This window comes from Mycobacterium paragordonae (assembly GCF_003614435.1).
Lineage (GTDB): Bacteria > Actinomycetota > Actinomycetes > Mycobacteriales > Mycobacteriaceae > Mycobacterium > Mycobacterium paragordonae.
The window spans coordinates 3,728,764-3,750,854 of sequence record NZ_CP025546.1 but is presented as its reverse complement, the minus strand read 5'-3'; the positions used below and the strand labels follow the sequence as shown (position 1 = coordinate 3,750,854).

Annotated in this window: 20 protein-coding genes; 12 read left to right on the top strand and 8 right to left on the bottom strand. The window is 66.5% G+C overall.

The window, feature by feature from the left end:
• Positions 1 to 100: 100 nt before the first annotated feature.
• Entirely contained in the window at positions 101 to 733 is a 633-nt protein-coding gene (locus C0J29_RS17095; RefSeq protein ID WP_082994359.1) for a TetR/AcrR family transcriptional regulator, read from the top strand.
• A gap of 23 nt (positions 734 to 756) precedes the next feature.
• Here the strand turns inward: C0J29_RS17095 and C0J29_RS17090 are convergent, their stop codons facing one another.
• Entirely contained in the window at positions 757 to 1,518 is a 762-nt protein-coding gene (locus tag C0J29_RS17090) for a universal stress protein (RefSeq protein ID WP_162951499.1), read from the bottom strand.
• A gap of 66 nt (positions 1,519 to 1,584) precedes the next feature.
• Positions 1,585 to 2,886, bottom strand: coding sequence for an acyltransferase family protein (locus C0J29_RS17085; RefSeq protein WP_120794784.1), 1,302 nt, complete (start codon positions 2,884 to 2,886; stop codon positions 1,585 to 1,587).
• Positions 2,887 to 2,927: 41 nt separating this feature from the next.
• Here C0J29_RS17085 and C0J29_RS17080 point away from each other — a divergent pair, with 41 nt between their 5' ends.
• Positions 2,928 to 3,902 (top strand): aldo/keto reductase, encoded by a 975-nt coding sequence (locus C0J29_RS17080; protein ID WP_120793046.1) that lies wholly within the window; start codon positions 2,928 to 2,930, stop codon positions 3,900 to 3,902.
• Here C0J29_RS17080 and C0J29_RS17075 read toward each other — a convergent pair.
• Both C0J29_RS17075 and C0J29_RS17070 read right to left on the bottom strand, forming a co-directional pair.
• Entirely contained in the window at positions 3,899 to 4,654 is a 756-nt protein-coding gene (locus C0J29_RS17075; RefSeq protein ID WP_120793045.1) for an acyl-[acyl-carrier-protein] thioesterase, read from the bottom strand. The two genes, C0J29_RS17080 and C0J29_RS17075, sit on opposite strands and share 4 nt — an antisense overlap.
• A gap of 11 nt (positions 4,655 to 4,665) precedes the next feature.
• Positions 4,666 to 6,057, bottom strand: coding sequence for an NAD(P)-binding protein (locus tag C0J29_RS17070; protein ID WP_120793044.1), 1,392 nt, complete (start codon positions 6,055 to 6,057; stop codon positions 4,666 to 4,668).
• A gap of 73 nt (positions 6,058 to 6,130) precedes the next feature.
• Here C0J29_RS17070 and C0J29_RS17065 point away from each other — a divergent pair, with 73 nt between their 5' ends.
• From C0J29_RS17065 to C0J29_RS17030, 8 genes are all read left to right on the top strand, one after another.
• A complete protein-coding gene (locus tag C0J29_RS17065) occupies positions 6,131 to 6,934 on the top strand; it encodes an enoyl-CoA hydratase/isomerase family protein (RefSeq protein WP_120793043.1) in 804 nt (267 codons plus the stop codon).
• A complete protein-coding gene (locus C0J29_RS17060; protein WP_120793042.1) occupies positions 6,931 to 7,830 on the top strand; it encodes an alpha/beta hydrolase in 900 nt (299 codons plus the stop codon). The genes C0J29_RS17065 and C0J29_RS17060 overlap by 4 nt, the downstream gene beginning before the upstream one ends.
• A gap of 7 nt (positions 7,831 to 7,837) precedes the next feature.
• Entirely contained in the window at positions 7,838 to 8,857 is a 1,020-nt protein-coding gene (locus C0J29_RS17055) for a zinc-dependent alcohol dehydrogenase family protein (protein WP_120793041.1), read from the top strand.
• Complete coding sequence (locus C0J29_RS17050) at positions 8,854 to 10,506, top strand: tetratricopeptide repeat protein (protein ID WP_120793040.1); 1,653 nt, start codon at positions 8,854 to 8,856, stop codon at positions 10,504 to 10,506. The genes C0J29_RS17055 and C0J29_RS17050 overlap by 4 nt, the downstream gene beginning before the upstream one ends.
• A gap of 88 nt (positions 10,507 to 10,594) precedes the next feature.
• Positions 10,595 to 12,115, top strand: a complete 1,521-nt coding sequence (locus C0J29_RS17045) for a PE family protein (protein WP_120793039.1) — start codon at positions 10,595 to 10,597, stop codon at positions 12,113 to 12,115.
• Between the two features lie 49 nt (positions 12,116 to 12,164).
• On the top strand, positions 12,165 to 12,851 hold the full coding sequence (locus tag C0J29_RS17040; RefSeq protein ID WP_120793038.1) for a DUF6629 family protein: 687 nt from the start codon (positions 12,165 to 12,167) through the stop codon (positions 12,849 to 12,851).
• A 36-nt stretch (positions 12,852 to 12,887) separates the two neighbouring features.
• Entirely contained in the window at positions 12,888 to 13,763 is an 876-nt protein-coding gene (hchA, locus tag C0J29_RS17035) for a glyoxalase III HchA (protein WP_120793037.1), read from the top strand.
• Between the two features lie 26 nt (positions 13,764 to 13,789).
• A complete protein-coding gene (locus C0J29_RS17030) occupies positions 13,790 to 14,308 on the top strand; it encodes a cupin domain-containing protein (protein ID WP_242460457.1) in 519 nt (172 codons plus the stop codon).
• Here the strand turns inward: C0J29_RS17030 and C0J29_RS17025 are convergent.
• Positions 14,221 to 16,464 carry a molybdopterin-containing oxidoreductase family protein gene (locus C0J29_RS17025; protein WP_120793036.1) on the bottom strand — a complete coding sequence of 748 codons (2,244 nt, stop codon included), beginning with the start codon at positions 16,462 to 16,464 and terminating at the stop codon, positions 14,221 to 14,223. The two genes, C0J29_RS17030 and C0J29_RS17025, sit on opposite strands and share 88 nt — an antisense overlap.
• 71 nt (positions 16,465 to 16,535) lie before the next feature.
• Between C0J29_RS17025 and C0J29_RS17020 the strand changes: the two genes are divergently transcribed.
• Together C0J29_RS17020 and C0J29_RS17015 are read left to right on the top strand one after the other, a co-directional pair.
• Entirely contained in the window at positions 16,536 to 16,916 is a 381-nt protein-coding gene (locus C0J29_RS17020; protein WP_120793035.1) for a DUF1801 domain-containing protein, read from the top strand.
• Positions 16,913 to 17,779, top strand: coding sequence for a hypothetical protein (locus C0J29_RS17015; RefSeq protein WP_120793034.1), 867 nt, complete (start codon positions 16,913 to 16,915; stop codon positions 17,777 to 17,779). The genes C0J29_RS17020 and C0J29_RS17015 overlap by 4 nt, the downstream gene beginning before the upstream one ends.
• A gap of 95 nt (positions 17,780 to 17,874) precedes the next feature.
• Here C0J29_RS17015 and C0J29_RS17010 read toward each other — a convergent pair whose 3' ends face one another.
• The 3 genes from C0J29_RS17010 to C0J29_RS17000 all read right to left on the bottom strand — a co-directional run bounded on the left by C0J29_RS17010 (position 17,875) and on the right by C0J29_RS17000 (position 22,067).
• A complete protein-coding gene (locus tag C0J29_RS17010; RefSeq protein ID WP_120793033.1) occupies positions 17,875 to 20,790 on the bottom strand; it encodes an MMPL/RND family transporter in 2,916 nt (971 codons plus the stop codon).
• A complete protein-coding gene (locus C0J29_RS17005) occupies positions 20,787 to 21,215 on the bottom strand; it encodes an MmpS family transport accessory protein (RefSeq protein WP_065043383.1) in 429 nt (142 codons plus the stop codon). The genes C0J29_RS17010 and C0J29_RS17005 overlap by 4 nt, the downstream gene beginning before the upstream one ends.
• Before the next feature lie 243 nt (positions 21,216 to 21,458).
• Positions 21,459 to 22,067, bottom strand: a complete 609-nt coding sequence (locus C0J29_RS17000; protein ID WP_065164652.1) for a TetR family transcriptional regulator — start codon at positions 22,065 to 22,067, stop codon at positions 21,459 to 21,461.
• Between the last annotated feature and the right edge of the window lie 24 nt (positions 22,068 to 22,091).

The window sequence follows — 22,091 nt, the reverse complement described above, 5'->3', positions numbered from 1 at the left end:
ACCTCTGATTAGTAACTGACGAAATCGTCACATACGTATGGCACACAGTCAAGCAGTTCTGACGAATTCCTCAAATCTGAGGCATACTGCTGGTGTGGAGATGCCAAGTGACGGCTCCAGCCGCTTGGAGCGACGCAAGCAGCGCACCCGGTCAGCGCTGGTCAAGGCCGCGCAACGGCTGATCGCCGAGGGCAAGGTCAATGTGCCCGTCCTCGAGATCACGCAGGCCGCGGACGTGGGGATGGGCTCGTTCTACAACCACTTCGACAGCAAGGAGCAGTTGTTCGAGGCCGCGGTGGCCGACGTGCTGGACGCCCACGGAGCCCTGTTGGACCGGCTGACCGAGTCGATCGAGGATCCGGCGGAAACGTTCGCGACCAGCTTTCGGCTCACCGGTCGGCTCTTTCGTCAGCGCCCGCAGGAGAGCGAGATCTTGTTGGCCAACGGACCGGCGCTGTTGTGGTCGGATCGTGGCCTGGCGCCCCGGGCGCTGCGCGACATCAAGGCGGCCGCAGCGGCCGGCCGGTTCCAGACCGACGATCCGGAGTTCGCCCTGGCCATCGCCGGTGGTGCGCTCCTGGGCCTCGGAGCGTTGTTGCGCAACGATCCGGATCGGGATGGGGCAGTGGCGGCCGACACGGCCACCGAGAACGTGCTGCGGTTGTTCGGACTTTCCGCCGAGGAGGCCCACGCCGTCTGTCAACGGCCGCTGCCGGACTTCGCCGCGGATTAGTCGCGATACGCGGGGTGAGCCTGCTAGTTCATGCCCGCTCTGGCCGGTGACGTCCTGGCCACGATGATCGGCACGCCGGTCACCGCGATTGCGCCGCTACCCTGACTGCCCACCACCACAAGCTGAGCCTTCTTGGCGTGATCCACCAGTTGCGGCACCGGGTCGGCCGGGGCGGGTTCCCGTTGCACCGGGACGCCCGGATAACGGTCGGTCCATCCGGCAACCGCGGCCAGAGTCTCGTCGAGATTGGTGGAGGCATCGCAGTTATGCACGGCCACCAGCCCCACTCCGCGTGTTGAGGCTTCGTCGAAGGCGATTTCCATCGCCAGCTCCGCCTCCGGCGACCCGTCGATGCCCACCAGCACCGGCGCCCCGAGGCTCTCGGGAGTCAGTTGGACGTCGTCGGGAATGACGGCGACCGGGCAATGCGCGTGATGGATCAGGGTCGAGCTGACCGAACACAGCTGAGTTTCCCGCAATGCGCCGCCGCCAGGACAGCCGACCACCACCAGATCAGCGTGCTCCGACAGGTCGGCCAGCGCAAAAACGGTCGTGGCACAGGGCATTTCGCATCGCACCCGCACCTTGGCGGTTACCGCCCGAAGAGCCTCGTCGAGCACCTGTTGTCCGCGCTGGCGCTGGCTGCGGGTCCGGGCCGCGTGAACCAGGGTGAGTGGCACGTCGCGCAGCACCGCGTCCTGGGCGGCCCATTCAACGGCGATGGCGGAGCCCGCAGAGCCGTCGACGCCCACGACGATTCCGAGATGCGTACTGCGGTTCGCCATCCCACGGCTCCTTCCGCTTCGCCTCGGAGGGTAGGTAGCCGACGGCGTCCGCGGATGGGCCATAAGTCACTGATGCGATGGTCTTCTGGCCCTAACGGTGACCAGCGCCGCTCCTAAAACGAACACGAGCGCGCGAAACCACGGGAAGCGTCCGTCGGGAGCGAAGCCGTCGGCCGCGAAGCACGCCAAGGCATAGGTGGTCATCGCCGCCCCGGCGAGCAGCACCGGTTCGGTCCAGTGTTCCGGGATGGGCGAGGTCAACATGGGCAGTGTAGCGGCGAAAAATCCTCGCCCCCAGGACAACAGCGTGATCTCGCCGGCGGTGACGACGATCAGGATGCCGATCCACTCCAGACGGAACAACCACCAGTCCACGGTGCCTTCGGCCGGCTGAGGAAACAGCCCGCCCGGGTAGCCGACGACGGCTACCAGCACGACAGGCACCATGTGCCACAGGTACAGCGCCATCACGTTGTCGTTGACTATCGACACCACCCGCCGCGCTCGCGAGGCGCGGAGTACGCGGTTGAGAGCCGGAACCAGCGCGGTGCCGATGCCTATCTGCGTGCAGCCGAACGCGAGCAACGCCACGGTCGGTGGCGTCGTGTTCTGCACCTGCTGGCCTGGCACGCCGATCATGCTGATCGGGTAATGCCCCAGCCACACCAGCAGCGCCAGCACAGTGCCCGATCCGGCAGCCAGCAATACCGGCCGCAGACCGTTCAACTGGCCTGCACGCCAGGCAATTCCGATTTGATAGAACGCACCCCAGCAGAACAGATAATTCAGCAACCCGATATGGGGCACCTGGTACATCATCGTGGCGACGTCGACGAGGACGGCCCCGGTGGCCAACAAGACCGGTGCCCAAAGGCCCCAACGGCGTTGAGCGGCAAGCGCAATGGGTGTCAACGACACCACCACCACATAAACCGCCAGAAACCACAACTGCATCGCCACGGCCCAGCCCGCGTACTGCACCACCGAGCCGGCCATGCCGGTGAGCCGCAGCACGGCGACCACGGTCAGAATCACGCCGACGTAGACCGCCGTCGGACCCAGAACCCGCGCCAGGCGGTGGCGCAGCCAGTTCTGGCGCGAGAACCCCTCGTCGTCGCGCCGGTGCGCCCAGGACACCGCGGTCGCATAACCGGCCACCATGAAGAAGGTCGGCACGGCCTGAAAACCCCACGTCAACCATTGCGTCCAAGGCTGATCCACGAGCGGGTTCTGGCGGCCGAACCGGCCGTTCTGATAGGTCACCGATGACGCCAGCCAGTGCCCCAGCACGATCAGGATCACCCCGGACGCCCGCAGAAAATCAACCGCGACATTGCGTGCGGGTCGAGCGGCATCCCGGTGGTCCACCAGCGCGAGGTTACCCGGCACAATAACCGAATGAGGACCGTATGAAACCCGCGCAGCTTGCATACCTGACCGTCGGACGGCTCGGACTGGGCGCCATGGGGATGTCCGTGGCGTACGCCGGCGCCGGCAGCGACGATGCCGAGTCGATCCGAACGGTGCACCGCGCCCTGGAGCTCGGGGTGACCCTGATCGACACCGCCGAGGTGTACGGCCCCTACGCCAACGAAGAACTGCTCGCGCGCGCGTTGCACGGCCACCGGGACCGGGTGGTGCTGGCGAGCAAGTTCGGCATGATTTCCCACACGGGCCGCAACGGCCTCGATAGCAGTCCCGCCAATATCCGTATCGCGGTTGACGGTTCACTGCAGCGCCTGCAGACCGATCGCATCGACCTCTACTATCAGCACCGCCTGGACCGCGATACCCCGATCGAGGACACCGTCGGAGCTCTCGCAGAGTTGGTGCACGCCGGCAAGATCCGGCACATCGGTCTCTCGGAGGTAGGCGCGCAGACCATCCGACGGGCGCACGCCGTGCACCCGATCACCGCTGTGCAGTCCGAATACTCGTTGTGGACGCGCGATCCCGAGGAGTCGGTGCTCCCGGCACTGCGCGAGCTGGGCATTGGGTTCGTCGCCTATTCCCCGCTGGGACGCGGTTTCCTCACCGGCGCAATACGATCCGCCGAGGGGCTCCCCGACACCGACTTCCGCAAGACGAATCCCCGTTTCACTGCTGAGAACTTCGAACACAACCTGCGCAGCGCCGATGAATTGCGCGAAATCGCCGGAGACATCGACGCCACACCGGCGCAGGTCGCGCTGGCCTGGTTGCTCGCCAAAGGCCCCGACATTGTGCCCATCCCGGGAACGAAACGCGTTGCACGCCTTGAGGAGAACGTTGGTGCCGACGCTGTGGAACTGTCCGCCGAACAGCTGGCCAGGCTCGATGGTCTCACCCCGGCGGCAGGGGAACACCACAGCGCGGCGCAGCTGAAATGGATTGACCGCGACTAGATCTTGCGAACCAGGGCCGCCGCGCGGACGTCCTCACCGACGGTGAAATCCATGCGTACCGCTTCGCCGGTGCGTTCGGAACGGATGGTCAATGGTTCGCCGTATTTGATGGGACTGCGGTATTCCAGTACGGCTCGGTACGGGTTGTTCTCCAGCTCGGGGAACTGGGTCAGTATCTCATGTACGCCATGCCAGTAGATGGTGTTGTTGACGTGCTCGAAAAGGTCGATATCGGTGCGGCGCAGTGGAAATGGGGTCTCGCTGCCGGCTTGGACATGCTCGGTGACCCACGGGCGCCACTTGAGCCGATGGTTGGCGGTGGTGCTGCCGAAGCGTTCGACGCAGTAGTCGGTGAGCCGCGACGGCGTCAGGGTGTCCTTATTCATGCAGATCCAGAAGCCCTGCGTCTCGATGCGGCCGCCCTGGTCGCCCTCGAGTTGCACCCGCATGTCACACCACCGGCTGGACAGTCCCGCGCACCAGCGGCGCAGGGTGATCTCGCTGGGTATTTCGATCGGTTCCAGCACGTCGATCACGGTGCGCAACACGATCCAGTGCGGATGGACCTCCGCCAGCCCGGCATCGGCCAGATGCAGGGCGCCGGCCTCCTGGATGTAGCGCGCGACGCCGTCCAACCGAAGTCTGCGGTGCTCGTCGATGTCCGATGTGGCCAGCCGCCAACCGGTTTGGAAGACGTAACCCTCGTCGGGAACGGCGACCAGCGGTGCGTCAGCCTCTGGGTTATGCGGCACGCCCGCTCCTCCTACGCGTCACTGAGCAGCTTTTCCAGCTGCTCGCTGGCCGTGTTGAGCTTCTTCTGGAACATCGACACCACCCGGTCACGCAACCGCGGCTTGTGTGACAGCGGTGGCAGCAACTCGGCGAGCAGATTCAATCGCGCCGAGCTGAGCCAGTCGGTGAGGTCAGGGTCGTCGAGCCACCGAGCGAAATTGCGGAGGTCGGAGCGCGTCAGGCGCAGCCAGTCAACGTCGCGGTCGGGGTGCGGAATCGGTGGGCAGAGTTCGTTTTTCAGCGCGTCGCCCTGGTAAGCGAACTCGACGTGCGCGATGAACGCGGCGCTGAACACCTGCTGACAGCCACGCACCGCCTGCAGGGTCATCCGGTCGCCGTCGAAGACGGGTACCGCGGGTCGTTCCGGGGCCCCATCCGCGGTGCAGTCGATATAGAGGGCCGACGGCGAAGAGGTGATGGATCCCTCGTCCAGCACGATCGCGGTCGGCTCGATGCGCTGGACGTGGCCCATCCTGACCACATCTTCGATGCGGCGCAGCTGCTCGAATTCTTGCTCTGACACCGTCGCGCAGCGATACATGCGTGGGCGGACCGATGGGTCAAGTCGAAGCAGCGTGCCGGCCGCTTCCAATCGGTCGAACAGGTCCTCGATCGACGTGGCTGCCTCGATGGCCTCGAGAGTCGCGCCATAGTTGTCCCGGAACCGCTTGATGAAGGACGGACCCGGCTGCAGGGTGGCCCGGTCCATCAGCCACGAGTCGCGGGGTTTGATCCAGGTCAGCCGGCCGGCGTCGACGCCGTGCCGCAACAGCCAGAGGCACACGTCCATGCCGGTCTTGCCCGCGCCCACCACGACGTAGCGGTCCCGCGCGCCGAACCTGGGTAAGTCGTTGGGGGGAATGCAGTCGATGCCCGGGGCCACGGCGTACGGGGCCGGGCGCATGGACGGCACGATCGCGCGCAGATAGGTGGAGTCGACGACGCGCTGCCGGACATTCACGGTGTACTCGGCTCCGGCAAGGGTGCGGAAACGGCCGTCACCCAGGTACTCGGACATCGGGAAGTACTGGACGCGACCCGTGGGCAGGAACTGCTGCTGCATGACGGCATCGAAATAGGCGCAGACTTCGCCGACGGGGGCCAATTCGTTCAGTCCCTGATTCCAGCCCACGGAGTCAATCGTGTTGTTGCCCAGCGCCCTTGAGTTGACGCCGTAGTACGCCGACGGCTGGTGCAGGCGTACGAAAGGGTAGGCCGTGGTCCAGTGCCCACCCGGCTGGTGGGCCTGGTCGACGATGACCACCCGCGCGTCGGATTCCGTGATGACGGTGTCGGTGAACGCCATCCCCATGGCGCCCGCACCGATGACGAGGTAGTCGGTGTCCAAACTGTGGACACTCATTGCGGCTGCTCTCTCATGCGCCCACGATAGTGCCTGCGATTTGAGCCACGACCCACCCGGTAAGTTCCCTGGGATGGGAGCCGATCTCACCGTCGCAATCGCCGATGGGGTCGCGCTGCTCACCCTCAACCGGCCGGAACGGCGCAACGCCTACACCGCCGACATGGGCGCCCTGCTGAACCAGGCGTATCGGGAGTGCGACGCCGACGACGCGGTGCGAGCGATCGTGCTCACCGGCGCCGGGGACGCGTTCTGTGCGGGGGCCGACTTCTCAGCTCCGACAAGCCCTTTCGACTCGCCGGCGGGCGATGCTTTCACCGCGTCGCCGACCGACCCCGCGGCATTCGAGTTGCGCACGCCGGTGATCGCGGCGGTCAACGGACATGCCATCGGGATCGGGCTGACCATTGCGCTGCAGGCCGATATCCGGGTCATGGCTCAGGACGCCAAATATGCTGTGGCGCAAGCGCGCCGGGGCGTCATCGGGGACTGCATGTCGCACTGGACGCTGCCGCATCTGGTGGGCGGCGCGGTAGCGGCCGAGTTGCTGCTCACCGGCCGCACTTTCGACGGCCATGAAGCGGTCGGTTTCGGGCTCGCCTCCCGGGCCCTGCCCGGACCGCAGGTCCTGGAGCACGCGATGACCATCGCGCGCGACATCGCCGTCAACGTGGCACCGGTGTCGGCGGCGCTGAGCAAGCGACTGCTCTGGGACACCATGATCAAGGGCTATCCGCCGCGCCAGGTCGCCGACCTGGAAACGCAGCTACACCACCGGGTGATGGGCAGCGCGGATGCGCGGGAGGGCGTCGAGGCGTTTCTGCAAGGCCGCCCCCCGCGCTGGACCGGTTCAGTGGCAGGAGAGTGTGACCGATGACCAGCTGGAGAAGCCGGGCCATGCCCGCACTGCTTCGCCTGACGGGTAGGCACCGGCCGTACGCCAGCGCCGAGGCGGCCCGGGCGCACCTGGAACAGAGAGGGCTGCACCCTGTGCCGTTCGGTCCGCCGCCGCGATTGCGGCCCAAGGTGGACATCACGTTGCAGCATCGATCCAGTTGGCCGATCTATACGTTGACACCGCTCGGGTCGGCGCCCGACCTCACGGTGGTCTACCTGCACGGCGGTGGCTGGGTCAACGAAATCACAGGTCAGCATTGGCAATTGGCGGCCCAGATCGCGCATCAGGCGGGCGCCACGGTGATCGTGCCGATTTATCCGCTGCTGCCGTCCGCCACCGCCGCGGAGGTCCTGCCCGTGATCGTCGACATGGCGGCTGAGCACGCCGATGTGTGCCTGGCAGGCGACTCCGCCGGCGGGCAGATGGCTCTGTCGGCGGCACTGTTGCTGCGCGACGAACGTGGCGTCACCGCGGCGGGCACGGTGCTGATCTCGCCCATCGTGGACGTGGCGCTGCGCAACCCGGCCATCGCAGCAGTCGAGCCGACGGACCCGTGGTTGGGGCGCGACGCGATACAGGTTTACGCCGACGCATGGCGCGGCGATCTCCCGGTCGACGACCCGCGGGTCAGCCCACTGCAGGCCGACCTGACCGGATTGGGCCCGCTGACCGTCTTCAGCGGAACCCGGGACCTGTTGAACCCGGACGCGCGATTGCTGGTCGAGAAGGCCACCGCTGCGGGCGTCGACATCGAATACCACGAGGAGCCGGGGCTGCTACATGTGTACCCGTTGACTCCCACCCCGGAAGGCCGCGCCGCGCGGCGGATTATCGTCGAGCGGATCGGCGGCGCAACCGGATCGACCAGGAGGTAGTCGGCACATGAACATTCCCGACCGTCAGCAGGCCTTGGTGATGAACGGACCCGGCATCGCACCGGTGGCGGTGGAACGACCCGTTGACGAACCCGGGCCGGGACAGGTGCTGATCAAGGTCAACGCCTCGAGCCTGAACTTCCACGACAACGTCAACCTGATGGGTCTGCTACCCGGGCCCTGGCCGCGGGTGCCGATGAGTGACGGTGCGGGCGAGGTGGTCGCGGTCGGCCCCGACGTCACGGACCTGGCCGTCGGGCAGCGGGTGATGGGCGCCTTCAACCCGGGCTGGCAGGACGGCCCGCCGACCCCGGAGAACAAGCGCGACCTGCCGGGCGACAGTTGCGACGGATGGCTGCAGCAGTACCGGGTCGCCGACGCCACCGGGGTGGTCGCGACACCCGAGCACTTGAGCGACGTCGAAGCCGCAACGATTCCGTGTGCCGCTGTGACGGCCTGGGCGGCGCTCAAGGAGGCGGGAATCGGCGCGGGGGATGTGGTGGTGACGCAGGGCACCGGCGGGGTTTCGCTGTTCGCCGTGCAACTGGCCCAGACGCTGGGTGCCACGACCATCCTCACGTCCTCCTCGGACGACAAACTCAAAATCGGATCTGATTTGGGCGCAACACATCTCATCAACTACCGCACCACCCCAGGTTGGGACGCGGAGGTGAAGCGGCTCACCGACGGGCGCGGCGCGAACCTCGTCGTCGAACTCGGTGGTCCCGCCACCCTGGCGCAGTCGCTGCATTCGACGCGGATGGCCGGCACGGTCGCGGTGATCGGCGTGCTCAGCGGCTTCGACACGACGCCCATCGCGGTCGCCGAGGTGATGCTGAACAACCTGCGCATCATCGGGATCACCGTCGGCAGCGTGCGTACTCACCGGGAGGTGTGTGAGGTGATCGGGGCGTCAGGAATCAAACCGCACATCAGCCACGTCTTCGGCTGGCAGGACCTGGATGAGGCCCTACGGGTGATGCGGGCCGGCGAACACGTCGGCAAGATCGCTCTCACCATCCCGTGACCTCCGAGCGGTCGTACTTCGACCTCGGCAATTATCATCGCCCGGTCGAAACCGTTGCGCCGCAAGCACAACTGTGGTTCGACCGCGGTCTGGTCTGGGCGTACGCGTTCAACCACGAAGAAGCGGTCCGCTGCTTCGAGCGCGCCCTCGAACACGACCCGGATCTGGCGGTCGCGCGGTGGGGCATCGCGTATTCGGTGGGTCCGAACTACAACAAGGCGTGGGAGGCGTTCGATCCGGTTGAACTGTCGGCATCGCTGTCCCGCGCCCGTGCGGAACTCGCCCTGGCCGACCGGGGGCGGGCGAGCGCTGTCGAACAGGGACTGATCGCTGCACTGCGCATGCGGTTTCCGGAGGATCTGGACGCGGGTCGGTTCGCGTACGCCGACGCGATGAAGGCATTGGCCGCGGAGTATCCCGACGACATCGACGTGCAAGCCCTGGCCGCTGACGCGCTGGTCAACGTCACGGCCTGGGCGCTGTGGGACACCGCCACCGGTGAGCCGGCCGAAGGCTCGCGGGCACTGGAAGCGCGGCGGATCCTCGAGGACGCGCTGGCCGGGCCGCAGGGCCGTGCCCACCCGGGGATCCTGCACCTGTACCTGCACACCATGGAGATGTCGTCGACCCCTGAAGTTGCCCTGCCGGCGGCGGACCTGCTGCGCGGCCTGGTGCCCGACGCCGGCCACCTGCAACACATGCCGAGCCACATCGACGTGCTGTGCGGCGACTACCGCAGCTCGGTGGAGGCGAATACTGCTGCGGTACAAGCGGATCGACGTTTCGTCCAGCGGGCGGGACCGCTGAACTTCTACTCGCTCTATCGCGCGCACGATCTGCACTTCATCGTGTACTCGGCGATGTTTCAGGGGCTGTCGCAGATCGCGTTGCGTGCCGCCGACGAACTGGCCGCACAGCTGACGCCTGAATTGCTGGGAATCCAGTCCCCGCCGATGGCCGACTGGCTGGAGGCGTTCGTGCCGTTGCGGACTCACGTGCTGGTGCGATTCGGGCGCTGGGACGACCTCATTGCCCAACCGCTGCCGGCCAACCCGGAGGTGTACTGCACCACCGCGACGACCGTCCACTACGGGCGTGGCGTCGCTTTCGCGGCTACCGGGCAACTCTCCGAAGCGCATGCCGAGCGTGCCGCGTTTGCCGAGGCCTACGCGCGGATTCCGGACTCCCGTTATCTGTTCAACAACACCAGCCGTGACATCCTTGCGGTTGCCGCTGCCATGCTGGATGGCGAGATCGCCTATCGGGAAAGGTCTTTCGACGACGCGTACAGATACCTGCGGCGTGCCGTCGAGCTCGACGACGGGTTGCCGTACGACGAGCCGTGGGGGTGGATGCAACCGACCCGGCATGCCTACGGCGCGTTGCTTCTCGAGCAGGGGCATGTCGAAGAGGCGGCCGCAGTGTATGCCGCTGATCTGGGTTTGGACCCTACGCTGGCGCGGTGTTGCCAGCATCCGGGCAACGTGTGGAGCCTGCACGGCTATCACGAGTGCCTGCGTCGGCTCGGGCGTAACGAGGAGGCGGTGATCATCGGCCAGCAGCTCGCCCTGGCCGCCGCGCGTGCCGACGTGCCGATCCGTGCGTCCTGCGCTTGCCGACTGGACGTGGAGTCCTGCTGCGACGGCTGAATTGGCAGCGAACTCACAGCGACGACCTCCGGCAAAGGTGATCTGCTTGAGCCAGCGGTGATTTGTCGCTGCTGTCGGGAGGTCTGAAATGTCGCTGGTAGTCGCGTTCCCGGAAGCCCTGCAAAGCACCGCCACGGACCTTGCCGGCATCGGCTCCGCGCTCGGTACGGCCAACGCGGCCGCGGCGGTTCAAACGACGGGCGTGCTGGCAGCGGCCGCGGATGAAGTGTCGGCGGCCATCGCGGGCCTGTTCTCCGAACACGGCCAGGGATACCAGGCGCTGAGCGCCCAGGCGGCGGCGTTCCATGATCAGTTCGTGCGGGCCCTGTTGGCGGGTTCGGGAGCCTATGTCAGCGCTGAGGCGGCGAACGCGTCGCCACTGCAGCAACTTCTGAACGCGATCAACACCCCCGTACAGGCATTGACCGGACGTCCGCTGATCGGCAACGGCGCCAACGGTGCGCCGGGTACCGGGCAGAACGGCGGAGCGGGCGGCTGGTTGGCGGGCGACGGCGGAGCGGGCGGCTCAGGCGCGGCGGGCCAGCAGGGCGGTAACGGGGGAGCGGCGGGTCTGTTCGGCGTTGGTGGCGCCGGAGGCGCGGGCGGTGTCGCATCGGCCGTTACCGGTGGAGCCGGCGGGACCGGCGGTGCGGGCGGGTTGTTCGGCGGCCTCGGGGTCGCCGGCGGCGCCGGCGGGGCCGGCGGGGTACTGGGTGTGGGCGGCACCGGCGGAGCGGGTGGCGCCGGGGGACTCCTCGGCGGCGTCGGAGGAGCCGGCGGGCTCGGCGGTGCGGGCGGCCTGTCGGCAAGCGGCGGAATCGGCGGGACGGGTGGCGCCGCCGGGCTGTTCGGTGCCGGCGGCGTCGGCGGAAACGGCGGGCTCGGCGGAACCAATGCGGGCGGAGTCGGCGGTGCCGGTGGAGCGGGTGGGTCGGCTGCGATGTTCGGCACCGGCGGGGCCGGTGGCACCGGCGGGCTCGGTCCCAACGCCGTGGGTGGCGTCGGTGGAGCCGGTGGCAACGCCGGCATGTTCTTCGGTGACGCCGGTGCCGGCGGGGCCGGCGGTGGCGGTGCCAGCGGCGGTGCCGGCGGGGCGGGTGGAAACGGGGGCATGTTGTTCGCTGCCGGTGGCGCCGGTGGCGGCGGAGGAAACGGCTTGAACGCCGGGGGTGTCGGCGGGGCGGGCGGCAACGGTGGAGCGCTGTTCGGCTCCGGGGGTGCCGCCGGCGGCGGTGGCACCGGCGGGATCAACGGTGCCGCCTCGGGGCCGGGCGGGGGTGGCGGCGCCGGCGGCAATGCCGGCATGTTCTTCGGGTCCGGAGGATCCGGCGGCGCCGGCGGACAGAGCATCGGCGGCACCGGGGGAACCGGTGGGCTCGGTGGCAAGGCCGGACTGATCGGCAATGGCGGCGCCGGGGGTGCCGGCGGCGACAGCGGGCTCAACGGCGGCAATGGTGGCAATGGGGGCAACGCCGGATTGCTCGGCTTCGGCGGGAACGGCGGGAACGCCGGACGTGGCGTCGTTCCTCCGGGCACTAATGGCACCGCGGGCGCCGGCGGCACTGGCGGACAGCTACTCGGCCAGAACGGGATCAACGGGTTGCCCTAGCGGCGGTTGTTCGTAGTTTGCGCCGACGCCGAGCGGGAACACCGCAGCGGTGTGCTTCTCGGCAACAGCCGACCTGGTGGTCGGTGTGGCCCTGGTGCCCGTCGCCATCGCCGCGCTGCACGAGGTAAAACATTGGCGCGAAATACCTTTCGCGCTGTTGCCGACCGTGTTCGCGGTGCACCAATTCATCGAGGCGGCGGTATGGCCCACCGCGCACGGCGTGATCTCGCCCGGGTTGGTCTCGCTGGCGGTACGTGCCTATCTGTTCATCGCGATGGGTTTGTTGCCGACGCTCATGCCGATCTCGGTCCTCATGCTCGAACCCCGCGGCGCACGGATGCGGGTGGTGCCTTTCGTGGCGCTAGGTGGGGTCGTGTCGACCTATCTGACCTACGTCGTGCTGAGCAGACCCGTCACGGTCGTCGAGCACCCGCACGCGCTGGAATACCAGAAAGCCGTGCCGAACGGCATTGTGTGGGCCGTGCTCTACATCGTCGCGGTGATCGGACCGGCGGTGGTGTCGGGTTATCCCTCGATTGTGGCGTTTGGACTGCTGAATCTGGTCGGCCTGGTGGTGGTGGCCGTCGTGTACGTCCAGGCCTTCGCATCCTTGTGGTGCGTCTATGCCGCGGCCGCCTCGGTGCTCGTGCTCGGTCACATGATTCGGCGTCGCCGGCTTGCCGACCCGCACCGACTGCGCGGTGATCCGTTGAACTCCGCCGTGCCAAGCATCTGACGTTTGCCACAGCCACCGGCCGGGCAGTTCTCTTCGATGCCCACCGATGCGGACCACCTGAGTAAAGACCCCACGCCCGACGAGGCCGAGGACAACGCGTTTTTTCCGTCGGCGTATTCACTGAGTCAGTACACGCAGCCGAAGACCGACTTCGACGGCGCGCAGCACCCAGGGGAGTACACCGGAGGCCGGTGGAAAGTCCTGATGATCGGCGCCGAGGAGCGCTACGTTCTGCTGAAGAACGGCACGATGTTCTCCACCGGCAACCATCCCGTCGAGACATTGCTTCCGCTGCACCACCTGATCGAGACGGGATTCGAGGTCGACGTCGCAACCGTCACCGGCTATCCGGTCAAGCTGGAGCTGTGGGCGATGCCAGGCGAGGACGAAGCCGTGCTGGCCACCTACGAAGCGCTCAAGCCAAAGTTCAAGCAGCCCAAGAAACTTTCCGAAGTGGTGGCCAATGAGCTGGGTCCCGATTCCGACTACCTTGCCGTGTTCATCCCCGGCGGGCACGGCGCGATGGTCGGCCTGCCGGACAGTCCCGCCGTGGGGGAGACGCTGGAATGGGCGCTGACGAACGACAGGTTCATCGTCACGTTGTGCCACGGCCCGGCGGCCCTGCTCGCGGCCGCGGCGGACAAAGCCGAATCGCCCTTCGAGGGCTACTCGGTGTGCGTGTTCCCCGACGCGCTGGACTCCGGCGCGAACATTGAAATGGGTTACCTGCCAGGCGAATTGAAATGGCTCGTCGCAGAGCAGCTGAGCAAGCGGGGGCTGACCATTCTTAACGACGACATGACCGGCAAGACGCACCAGGACCGCAAACTGATCACCGGAGACAGCCCGCTGGCCGCGAACGAACTCGGTCGCATCGCCGCCGACGCGTTGTTGGAAGCGGCTCGTCGCTGAGGTTGCTGCGGCTAGAGTCCTAACGCATGTCAGAAGACTCAGCGCGCGCCTTCGTTTCCTTGCCGGAAGGGTCGCAAGGCCCGCTGTCCGCGCCCGGTGGGCGGCTGCTGGTCACCGGCGTCGACGCCGCGGGCCGATCGTGCGCGGAGCAGGACGGGCCGGTCACGCTGGACGGCTTCCCGGGTTTCGAGGGCATCCTGTACTCCGTGCTCTATGCGACGCCGTCGGCACCCGCGATCTCCCATGGGGGTCGGAGCGCCGACACCCTGGACCTGGGGGTCCCACCCGGCACCATCAACTGGAAGATCATCGATTACGGCCCAGGCGTGGCCTTTTCGATGCACCACACCGACACCGTGGACCTCGATCTCGTGCTCTCCGGCTCGGTCGAACTGATCCTGGACGACGGCGCGCATCCGCTGAAAGCTGGTGACGCCGCCGTCGTCACGGGCGTCGATCACGTCTGGCGCACCGGACCGGACGGGTGCCGGCTCTCGGTCATGTCGGTGGGTGTGGCGGCAGCGACCAGTTCCACCGCCACGTAGCCGGAACTCATCGCGGGAGTCTGAGACAGCGGATCCACGGGTTCAGCGTCGATGAGCAGATTGCGGTTCACCCCAAAGACCTGTGGCGCCGCCGCACCCTGCGGGTCGAAGATCCGCGACCCCCAGCCGTGAGCCATCACGAGCAGGCCGCGCCGGGGCCGGTCGTTGAGTGCAGCTCGCACCTCAACCGCGCCGACGGGGGAGTGCACCCGCACCAGGTCGCCGTCGGCGATGCCGAGATCGGCGGCATCTGCTGGGTGGATGAGCACCACGCTGCCCTTGCCGCCCGGGTGCAGACCGGGCAACTCGTTCAGAAACGAATTCATCGAATGCCGATGGCGGCGGTTGCCCAGTTGGAACGGGTATCCGTCGGGGGCCGCCGGCGCCGGTGCCGCCAGCAGTTCGCGGGCGCGGGCGACCAACGCGGCAGGCGCGATATGCACGCGCTTGTCAGGGGTGCGCAGCGCGTCCTTGAAGTGACCGTACTCGCGGGGGCCGAGCACCATGCCGTGCTCGCTGGCCACCAGTTCACGCCATTTCAGCTTGTGGCCGTTGACCTTTCGCGACATGAGCAGCAGCAGCCGGTTGACCCAGCGCGGCGAGAATTCCAGAGCCGGACGACCGGTGACGCGGGCCAGCCGCCGGCTGGCCTTGATGAACGCATTGATCCCCTTGGCGCCGAACAGCGGGACGTCCATGGCCAGCGTCAGGTCGACGAACATCCGCCAGGCCTCGTGCGCCCCCGGCGGGGGTTCGACCGCCCGCCGGCCGTACTGCACATACGGCTCGTCATGCAGACTGCTGGTGAGCGCCAGCAGGTCATCACGCTCGAGCCAGTGCACAGCGGGCAGCAACCAGTGCGCATGGCGGTGGCTTTCGCGCTGGACCATGTCGATGACCACCAGCAGGTCCAGCTGCGCCAGGGCGTCGTCGAGGGCGGACCCGTCCGGCCCGGAGATCACCGGGTTGCCGGCATTGATCAGTAGGGCGCGGATCTGGCCGGGGCCGGGTGTGGTGATCTGCGCGGGCAATTCGCTCAACGCGTGCACACCCGCCACCATCGGGCGGCTGGTCAGCCGGCTGCGGTGATCCGATGCCTTGACGGCGCCGGCCAGTTTAATCGCATCCAGGTAGCCGGGTTCGAACCGCCGGCCGCCCGGGCGATCCATCCGCCCGGTGATGACGTTGAGCACCTGACCGAGCCATTCGCCCACCGTCCCGGACAGGTGCAGTGACACGCCGGTCCGCGTCACCACCATGGCGGCCGGTGCGTTCGCGAATTCCCTTGCCATGTCTTCTATCTGGTGGCGTGGCACGTCGCATCGCCGGGCCAGGTCATCCAGGTCGGCTTCGTCGATCAGCGCTCGAAGCGCCGGCATGCCGGTGGTCAGGTGTGCGCAGTCGGTCCGGTGTTCGAGGCTTTCGTCGAGAATGACTTTGACCATCGCCAGCAGCAGTGCCCAGTCCTGGCCGGGACGCACCGCGATTTGGACGTCGGCTTTGTCGGCGGATTCGGTGCGTACCGGATCGACGACGACGATGGTGGCGCCCTGCCGTTGTCGGTCCAGCGCCCGCTGCCAGCCGCCCGGTGCGCTTTCCAGCCAGTTCCAGGCGCTCACCGCGGGATTGGCCCCGACCAGAAGGAAATAGTCGCAGTGATCGATGTCGGAGACGGGCACCATGATTGAGGATCCATACATCGCTTCCGCGACGACGTGCACCGCGTTCTGGTCGACGGAGCCCACCGCGTAACGGTTCTGGGTGCCCACCGCATCCAGCCAACCGTTCATGAACATCAGATTCGACGCCGAGTATCCGGCCGGGTTGCCGTAGTAGGCGCCGACGGCATCGGGGCCGTCGGCCTCGATCAACGCCGTCATCCGCGCCGCGATGTCGGAAATAGCGTCATCCCAGGTGGATTCGACGTACCGGTCGGCCACCCGCCGCATGGGAGTCAGGATCCGGCGCGGGTGTTCGACGAGTTGTGCGGCGTTCCGGCCTTTCGCGCAGAAGTCGCGCCAGCTGTGCGGGTTCTGCTTGTCAGCGGCGATCCTGGACACCCGGTTGCCCTCGACGGTGACCTCGATGCCGCAGGAGGCCAGGCAATAGCGGCAGAAGGTGAACACCGTGCGCGCGTCACCCGAGGGATGTCCCATGGTCCTTTTGTCCAGCAGTATCGACGTTACAATCAGCCCTGCAACTGTATCGCGATGCAGATGGGGGCGACATGGCTGAGGCACCGTCGGAGTTGATCGACGCGCGTATCGCGGAACTCGGTGACTGGCGTGGGGAGACACTGGCGCGCATCCGTGCGCTGATCAAGCAGGCCGACCCGGACGTCGTCGAAGAATGGAAGTGGCGGGGCGTCCCGGTGTGGTACCACGACGGGATGATCTGCACCGGCGAGACGTACAAGAACGTCGTCAAGGTGACCTTCGCGCACGCTGCCGCACTGAACGACCCCAGCGGGCTGTTCAACGCAAGCCTGGACGGAAACACCCGCCGTGCCATCGATTTCCACGAGGGCGACACGATCGACGACGAAGCGCTGATGGCGCTTATCCGGGATGCTATGGCGCACAACGAGTCCAGGAAGGCCGGAAAATGAGTGGTCAACCGCGCGACATCCGGGAGTTGCTCGACGACCCGGACGCCTACCGGGATGAGTTGCACCGGCGCTGGACCGGCCTGCTCAGCTATCGCTACATCGGGCGCAACCACTCATCGATGAACCTTGGTGAGGTCGACCACACCGTGACCATCCGCCGCGACATGCGCAACGAGGCCGGCGGCATCATGGTTGCGCCTCTTGCCATCTCGTCGCCGGAAGGGTGCCAGACCGACATGGTGGCGGTACCCAACCCGGTGATCGCCTCGGTGCAGATCATCGACCCGGGCTATGACGTGGCCCGAATCGAGATCGTGGATTCGGGCATCGTCCACCAAGGCCGCACGATGGGCTACGGGCGGTGCAAGATCGTCGATGCCGACAACCCGGACCGGGTGCTCGCCTTCAACGAGGGGCAGGGCGCGATCATCGGCATACCGCCGGAAGGCCTTGACCGGATGGATGTTTCGGGCACCGAGCTGGTGATCGAGGATTCACCCGACCTGCCGCCCCTGTGGGCGGCCTTCGGCGCCGCCAAGCGTGGCGACGGGCACTGGGTGTTGCCCGCGCTGAGCGCCGAGTACGCCTCCCCGGATGCGGCCCTGCACATCGGTCCGCAACACGTGGTGCTGGAGACCGCCGCGACCGACCTCGCCGCGGAGGCCGCCGGGACGCGGCGGCTGCAGGTCGTCAGCTGGCACGTGATGTTCATGTCCCGCGGCAAGGTGGGCCCGTTCCGGGTGGAGGGTTCGGCCTACCCCGGTGGACCCGGACGGGTCGGCGTGCGCATGCTGCTGCACGACGAGGGCAACGCCGATAAAGCGGTCACGTCGGCCGCGGCGGTGTTCGACGTCGTGAACTGAGCGCTGCCTACCGTCTGTCGCCCGTCACCCCCGCGGCGAGTGTGAACTTCACGACGCGACACGCCGCGGAAGCGTCGCGGAATTCGCACTCGGCGTTAGACCGACGTCAGTGAATCCCTCTCCGCCGGTTGCTCGCTGGGCTTCGGCCAGGGGGAGGCGACCGGGCGCTGCCGCACGCGCTGCGGCCACCAGAACCACTTGCCCAGCAGCGCGGCGATCGACGGCGTCATCAACGACCGCACGATCAGCGTGTCGAACAACAGACCCAGACCGATCGTGGTGCCCACCTGGCCGATCACGATCAGCTCGCTGACCGCCATCGTCATCATCGTGAAGGCGAACACCAGTCCGGCAGAGGTCACCACTGACCCGGTGCCACCCATGGCCCGGATGATGCCGGTGTTCAGGCCGGCATGGATCTCCTCCTTGAACCGGGACACCAGCAGCAGGTTGTAGTCCGCGCCGACCGCCAGCAGGATGATGACCGACATCGCCAGCACCATCCAGTGCAGTTCGATGCCGATCAGGTGTTGCCAGATGAGCACCGAAAGCCCGAAAGATGCACCCAGCGAAAGCAATACCGTTCCCACGATCACTGCGGACGCGACCACGCTGCGGGTCAGGATCAGCATGATGATGAAAATCAGGCACATGGACGCGATTCCGGCGATCAGCAGGTCGTAGTTGCTGCCCTCCTGCATGTCCTTGAAGGTGGCCGCCGTGCCACCGAGGAGGATCTTGGAGCCCTCCATCGGGGTGCCCTTCAGCGCCTCGTAGGTGGCCTTCTTGATCGCGTCGATGTGCGAAATGCCCTCCGCGGACATCGGATCACCGTCGTGGCTGATGATGAAGCGCACGGCGTGGCCGTCGGGGGAGATGAAGTTCTTCATCCCCTTCTTGAACTCGGGGTTGTCGAACGTCTCCGGCGGTAGGTAGAACGAGTCGTCGTTGCGGGACGCGTCGAACGCCCGGCCCATGGCCGAGGAGTCGCGCTGCGCCCGCTGTTGCTGCTCCAGCATGCCCTTCTGGGTCGAATACATGGTCAGCATCATGGTTTTCATGTTCTTCATGTTCTGGATCATCTCGGGCATCAGCGCCACCATCTTCGGCATCAATGTGTCGAGGTGATCCATGATTGGCAGCAGGCTCTGGATGTCGTCGGTCATGGTGTCGATGCCGTCGAGGGCATCGAACACCGACCGCAGCGAGAAGCACACCGGTATGTCGTAGCAGTGCTTCTCCCAGTAGAAGTAGGAGCGGATCGGCCGGAAGAAGTCCTCGAAATCGGCCATGTGGTCCCGCAATTCGGCGACATCGATCGTCATCGAGTGCATCTTGCCGACCATCTGGTGCATGTCGGCGGCCATCTGCGTGGTGATGCTCTGCATCTGCTCCATGCTGTTGATGGTCGTCTGCATCTCATCCGACTGCTTGAGCATGTCGGCGATCTGATCTTCCTGATACTTCTGCGTCATCTGCTGCGAGACGCCCTGCATGCTGATCTGGAACGGGATCGACGTGTGCTCGATCGGCTTGCCCTCGGGCCGGGTGATGGCCTGCACCCGACTGATTCCGGGCACCCGGAAGATGGCCTTGGCGATCTTGTCGATGACCAGGAAGTCGGCGGAGTTGCGCAGGTCGTGATCGCTTTCGATCATCAGCAACTCAGGGTTCATCCGCGCCTTGGAGAAGTGCCGGTCCGCGGCCGCGTAACCGGCGTTGGCCGGCAGGTCGGCGGGCAGGTAGTTGCGGTCGTTGTAGTTGGTCCGGTAGCCGGGCAGCGTCAACAGACCGACCAGGGCGATGCCGATCGTCATGACCAGGATCGGTCCGGGCCAGCGCACGACGGCGGCGCCGATCTTGCGCCAGCCGCGAATTCGCTGGGCGCGCTTGGGCTCCAGGGTCTGGCGGAAGCGGGTGGCCACCGAGATGACCGCGGGCCCGAGCGTCAGGGCCGCGAGCACCACCACGACCATGCCGATGGCCAGCGGGACGCCGAGTGTCTGGAAGTAGGGCAGGTTGGTGAAGTGCAGGCAGAAGGTGGCGCCGGCGATGGTCATGCCGGATCCGAGCACGACGTGCGCCGTGCCGTGGAACATGGTGTAGTACGCGTCTTCTCGCGATTCGCCGACGGCTCTGGCTTCCTGATATCGGCCGATCAGGAAGATCGCGTAGTCGGTCGCGGCCGCGATGGCCAGGGTGACCAGCAGGTTGGTCGCGAACGTGGAGAGCCCGATGATCTCGTGGTAGCCGAGGAACGCGACCACACCCCGGGCGGCCGCCAGCTCGAACACCACCATGCCGAGCGTGAGCAGCACCGTGACGATCGACCGGTAGACCAACAGCAGCATCGCGATGATCACGACGAACGTTGCCATCGTGATCAGCTGCAGGCTGCGGTCTCCGGCCAGGTGCTGGTCGGCTTCCAGGGCTGAGGGGCCGGTGACGTAGGCCTTGACCCCGTTGGGCGGCTTGGCGCTGTCGACGATGTGCTGAACGGCCTCGACCGAGTCATTGGCCTTCGTCTCACCCATGTTCCCGACGAGATAGACCTGCACGTAGGCGGCCTTGCCATCGTTGCTCTGCGCACCGGCCCCGGTGAGCGGGTCGCTCCAGAAGTCCTGAACGTGCTCGACGTGCTGCTTGTCGGCCTCGAGTTTGCGGACGATCTGGTCGTAGTACGCGTGTGCGTCGGCGCCGAGCGCGTTCTGGCCCTCCAGCACGATCATCACCGAGCTGTTGGACTTGTACTCCTTGAACACCTCGCCGACACGCTTGGTGGCGATCACCGACTGTGCGTCGTCGGGGCTCATCGAGACCGAGCGCAGCTTGCCGACCTCGTCGAGCTGTGGGACCACGGTGTTGAGGACGGCGATCAGCGCGATCCAGCCGATGATGACGGGCACCGCGAACTTGCGCAGGAACCGCGGAATCGCCGGACGCGCCGCGTGTTTGGGGATGGGAGCGGTGTCGAAGTTGTCCGGCCGTCTGTCTTCGAGGGTGGTGCTCATGCTGATTTCACCAGGCAGGAGGTCAAAGCGTGCACGCCGTTTGAAATTTTCTCGTCCTTGATTTCGTCGTCGACGGTGATGCGGCAGCCGAGGTAGTCACCGTCGCTCTGCGCCGAGATGTTGGGGAAAACTGAGGGGGCGGTGGTGCTCAGGACCAGGGTCCAGGGCAGCGGCGCGTCGTCCAGGCGCCGCGGCTCCGCACTGAGATCCAGGTAGTTCACGTTGGCGCTTGCCGCCGAACCGAAGATCTCGTACTTGACGACCTTGGGCTTGAACGGTTTTGAGTCGTCCACCTTCGGGCTGGTCAACGTGTCCGCGTTCTCCGCGGTGAAATACGACTTGACCCGGTGCACGGTGAACCCGCCGATCGCGACCACGGCCACGATCAACAGCGGCAACCAGGCGTTGCGCACCATCTTCGCCATCTGCACCTACGCGATCCCTTCCCGGTTAGGCGATCCGATCAGCTGATTCGAGTTGCGTTGCACTGCAGGAGGTTCGAACGTCAGGAGCCTCGACCGGGCCTCCCGCAGCCCAAAACGGCCCGACATGAAGCGGGCGGATGTCTCGATCAACCGAGGCATAGTCGAGTTCCGCCGCCGGACCATGGATACATAATCTGCACTTTTTGCAGATCATGCAAGTTTATGTGTTTTCGGTCACGCCAATTACTTGCTGAAAATGCTGTTGACCAGCGCTGCGGCCCGCTCGACGTAGGGCATCGGCGTGTCGTCCGCGTCCTCCGGTTCGCTGCTGGACCAGCGCTCGATGCCCGAACGGACCGCCGTCAGTGCCAGCGCGGAGATCAGCGCCGGGATCTCGTCATCGGACGGCATGCCCTGGCGTTTGGCGACGATGTCGGTCAGCTGGGTCTGGAAGCGCTCCAGGTCGGCCAGGAACGCCGCCAGCACCGCGGGGGTGGTTTTGGCCAGGTCCAGCATGCACACGGCCTGCTCGCGCTGCGGCGGCATGTCGCGCAGATGGTGGGCGGCCAGGGTGATCAGATCCGCCAGGACAACCGAGAGCGGTGCGGGGCCGGCGGCGACGAACTCCTCGGCCAGCTCTGGTGGTAGGTCCGAGGGGCCGTAGGCGATCGCCGCTTCCTTGTTCGGGAAGTAGTTGAAGAACGTGCGGGTCGAGATGCCGGCCTGGACGCAGATCTCCTCGATGGTGACTTTGTCCCAACCGCGTGCTTGCGCCAGGCGCACGGCGGCCCCGCGGATGTCCGCGCTGGTCTGCCGGCGGCGGCGCTCGCGAAGGCCCAAGTGATTGCCCATGCCCACATATTTGCACAAACTGCA

Excerpts from the sequence above, each read along its gene's own strand:
- C0J29_RS17095 (WP_082994359.1), top strand. The coding sequence starts at position 101 with ATGCCAAGTGACGGCTCCAGCCGCTTGGAGCGACGCAAGCAGCGCACC.
- C0J29_RS17090 (WP_162951499.1), bottom strand. The coding sequence starts at position 1,518 with ATGGCGAACCGCAGTACGCATCTCGGAATCGTCGTGGGCGTCGACGGC.
- C0J29_RS17080 (WP_120793046.1), top strand. The coding sequence starts at position 2,928 with ATGAAACCCGCGCAGCTTGCATACCTGACCGTCGGACGGCTCGGACTG.
- C0J29_RS17070 (WP_120793044.1), bottom strand. The coding sequence starts at position 6,057 with ATGAGTGTCCACAGTTTGGACACCGACTACCTCGTCATCGGTGCGGGC.
- C0J29_RS17065 (WP_120793043.1), top strand. The coding sequence starts at position 6,131 with ATGGGAGCCGATCTCACCGTCGCAATCGCCGATGGGGTCGCGCTGCTC.
- C0J29_RS17060 (WP_120793042.1), top strand. The coding sequence starts at position 6,931 with ATGACCAGCTGGAGAAGCCGGGCCATGCCCGCACTGCTTCGCCTGACG.
- C0J29_RS17055 (WP_120793041.1), top strand. The coding sequence starts at position 7,838 with ATGAACATTCCCGACCGTCAGCAGGCCTTGGTGATGAACGGACCCGGC.
- C0J29_RS17045 (WP_120793039.1), top strand. The coding sequence starts at position 10,595 with ATGTCGCTGGTAGTCGCGTTCCCGGAAGCCCTGCAAAGCACCGCCACG.
- hchA (WP_120793037.1), top strand. The coding sequence starts at position 12,888 with ATGCCCACCGATGCGGACCACCTGAGTAAAGACCCCACGCCCGACGAG.
- C0J29_RS17030 (WP_242460457.1), top strand. The coding sequence starts at position 13,790 with ATGTCAGAAGACTCAGCGCGCGCCTTCGTTTCCTTGCCGGAAGGGTCG.
- C0J29_RS17025 (WP_120793036.1), bottom strand. The coding sequence starts at position 16,464 with ATGGGACATCCCTCGGGTGACGCGCGCACGGTGTTCACCTTCTGCCGC.
- C0J29_RS17020 (WP_120793035.1), top strand. The coding sequence starts at position 16,536 with ATGGCTGAGGCACCGTCGGAGTTGATCGACGCGCGTATCGCGGAACTC.
- C0J29_RS17015 (WP_120793034.1), top strand. The coding sequence starts at position 16,913 with ATGAGTGGTCAACCGCGCGACATCCGGGAGTTGCTCGACGACCCGGAC.
- C0J29_RS17010 (WP_120793033.1), bottom strand. The coding sequence starts at position 20,790 with ATGAGCACCACCCTCGAAGACAGACGGCCGGACAACTTCGACACCGCT.
- C0J29_RS17005 (WP_065043383.1), bottom strand. The coding sequence starts at position 21,215 with ATGGCGAAGATGGTGCGCAACGCCTGGTTGCCGCTGTTGATCGTGGCC.
- C0J29_RS17000 (WP_065164652.1), bottom strand. The coding sequence starts at position 22,067 with ATGGGCAATCACTTGGGCCTTCGCGAGCGCCGCCGCCGGCAGACCAGC.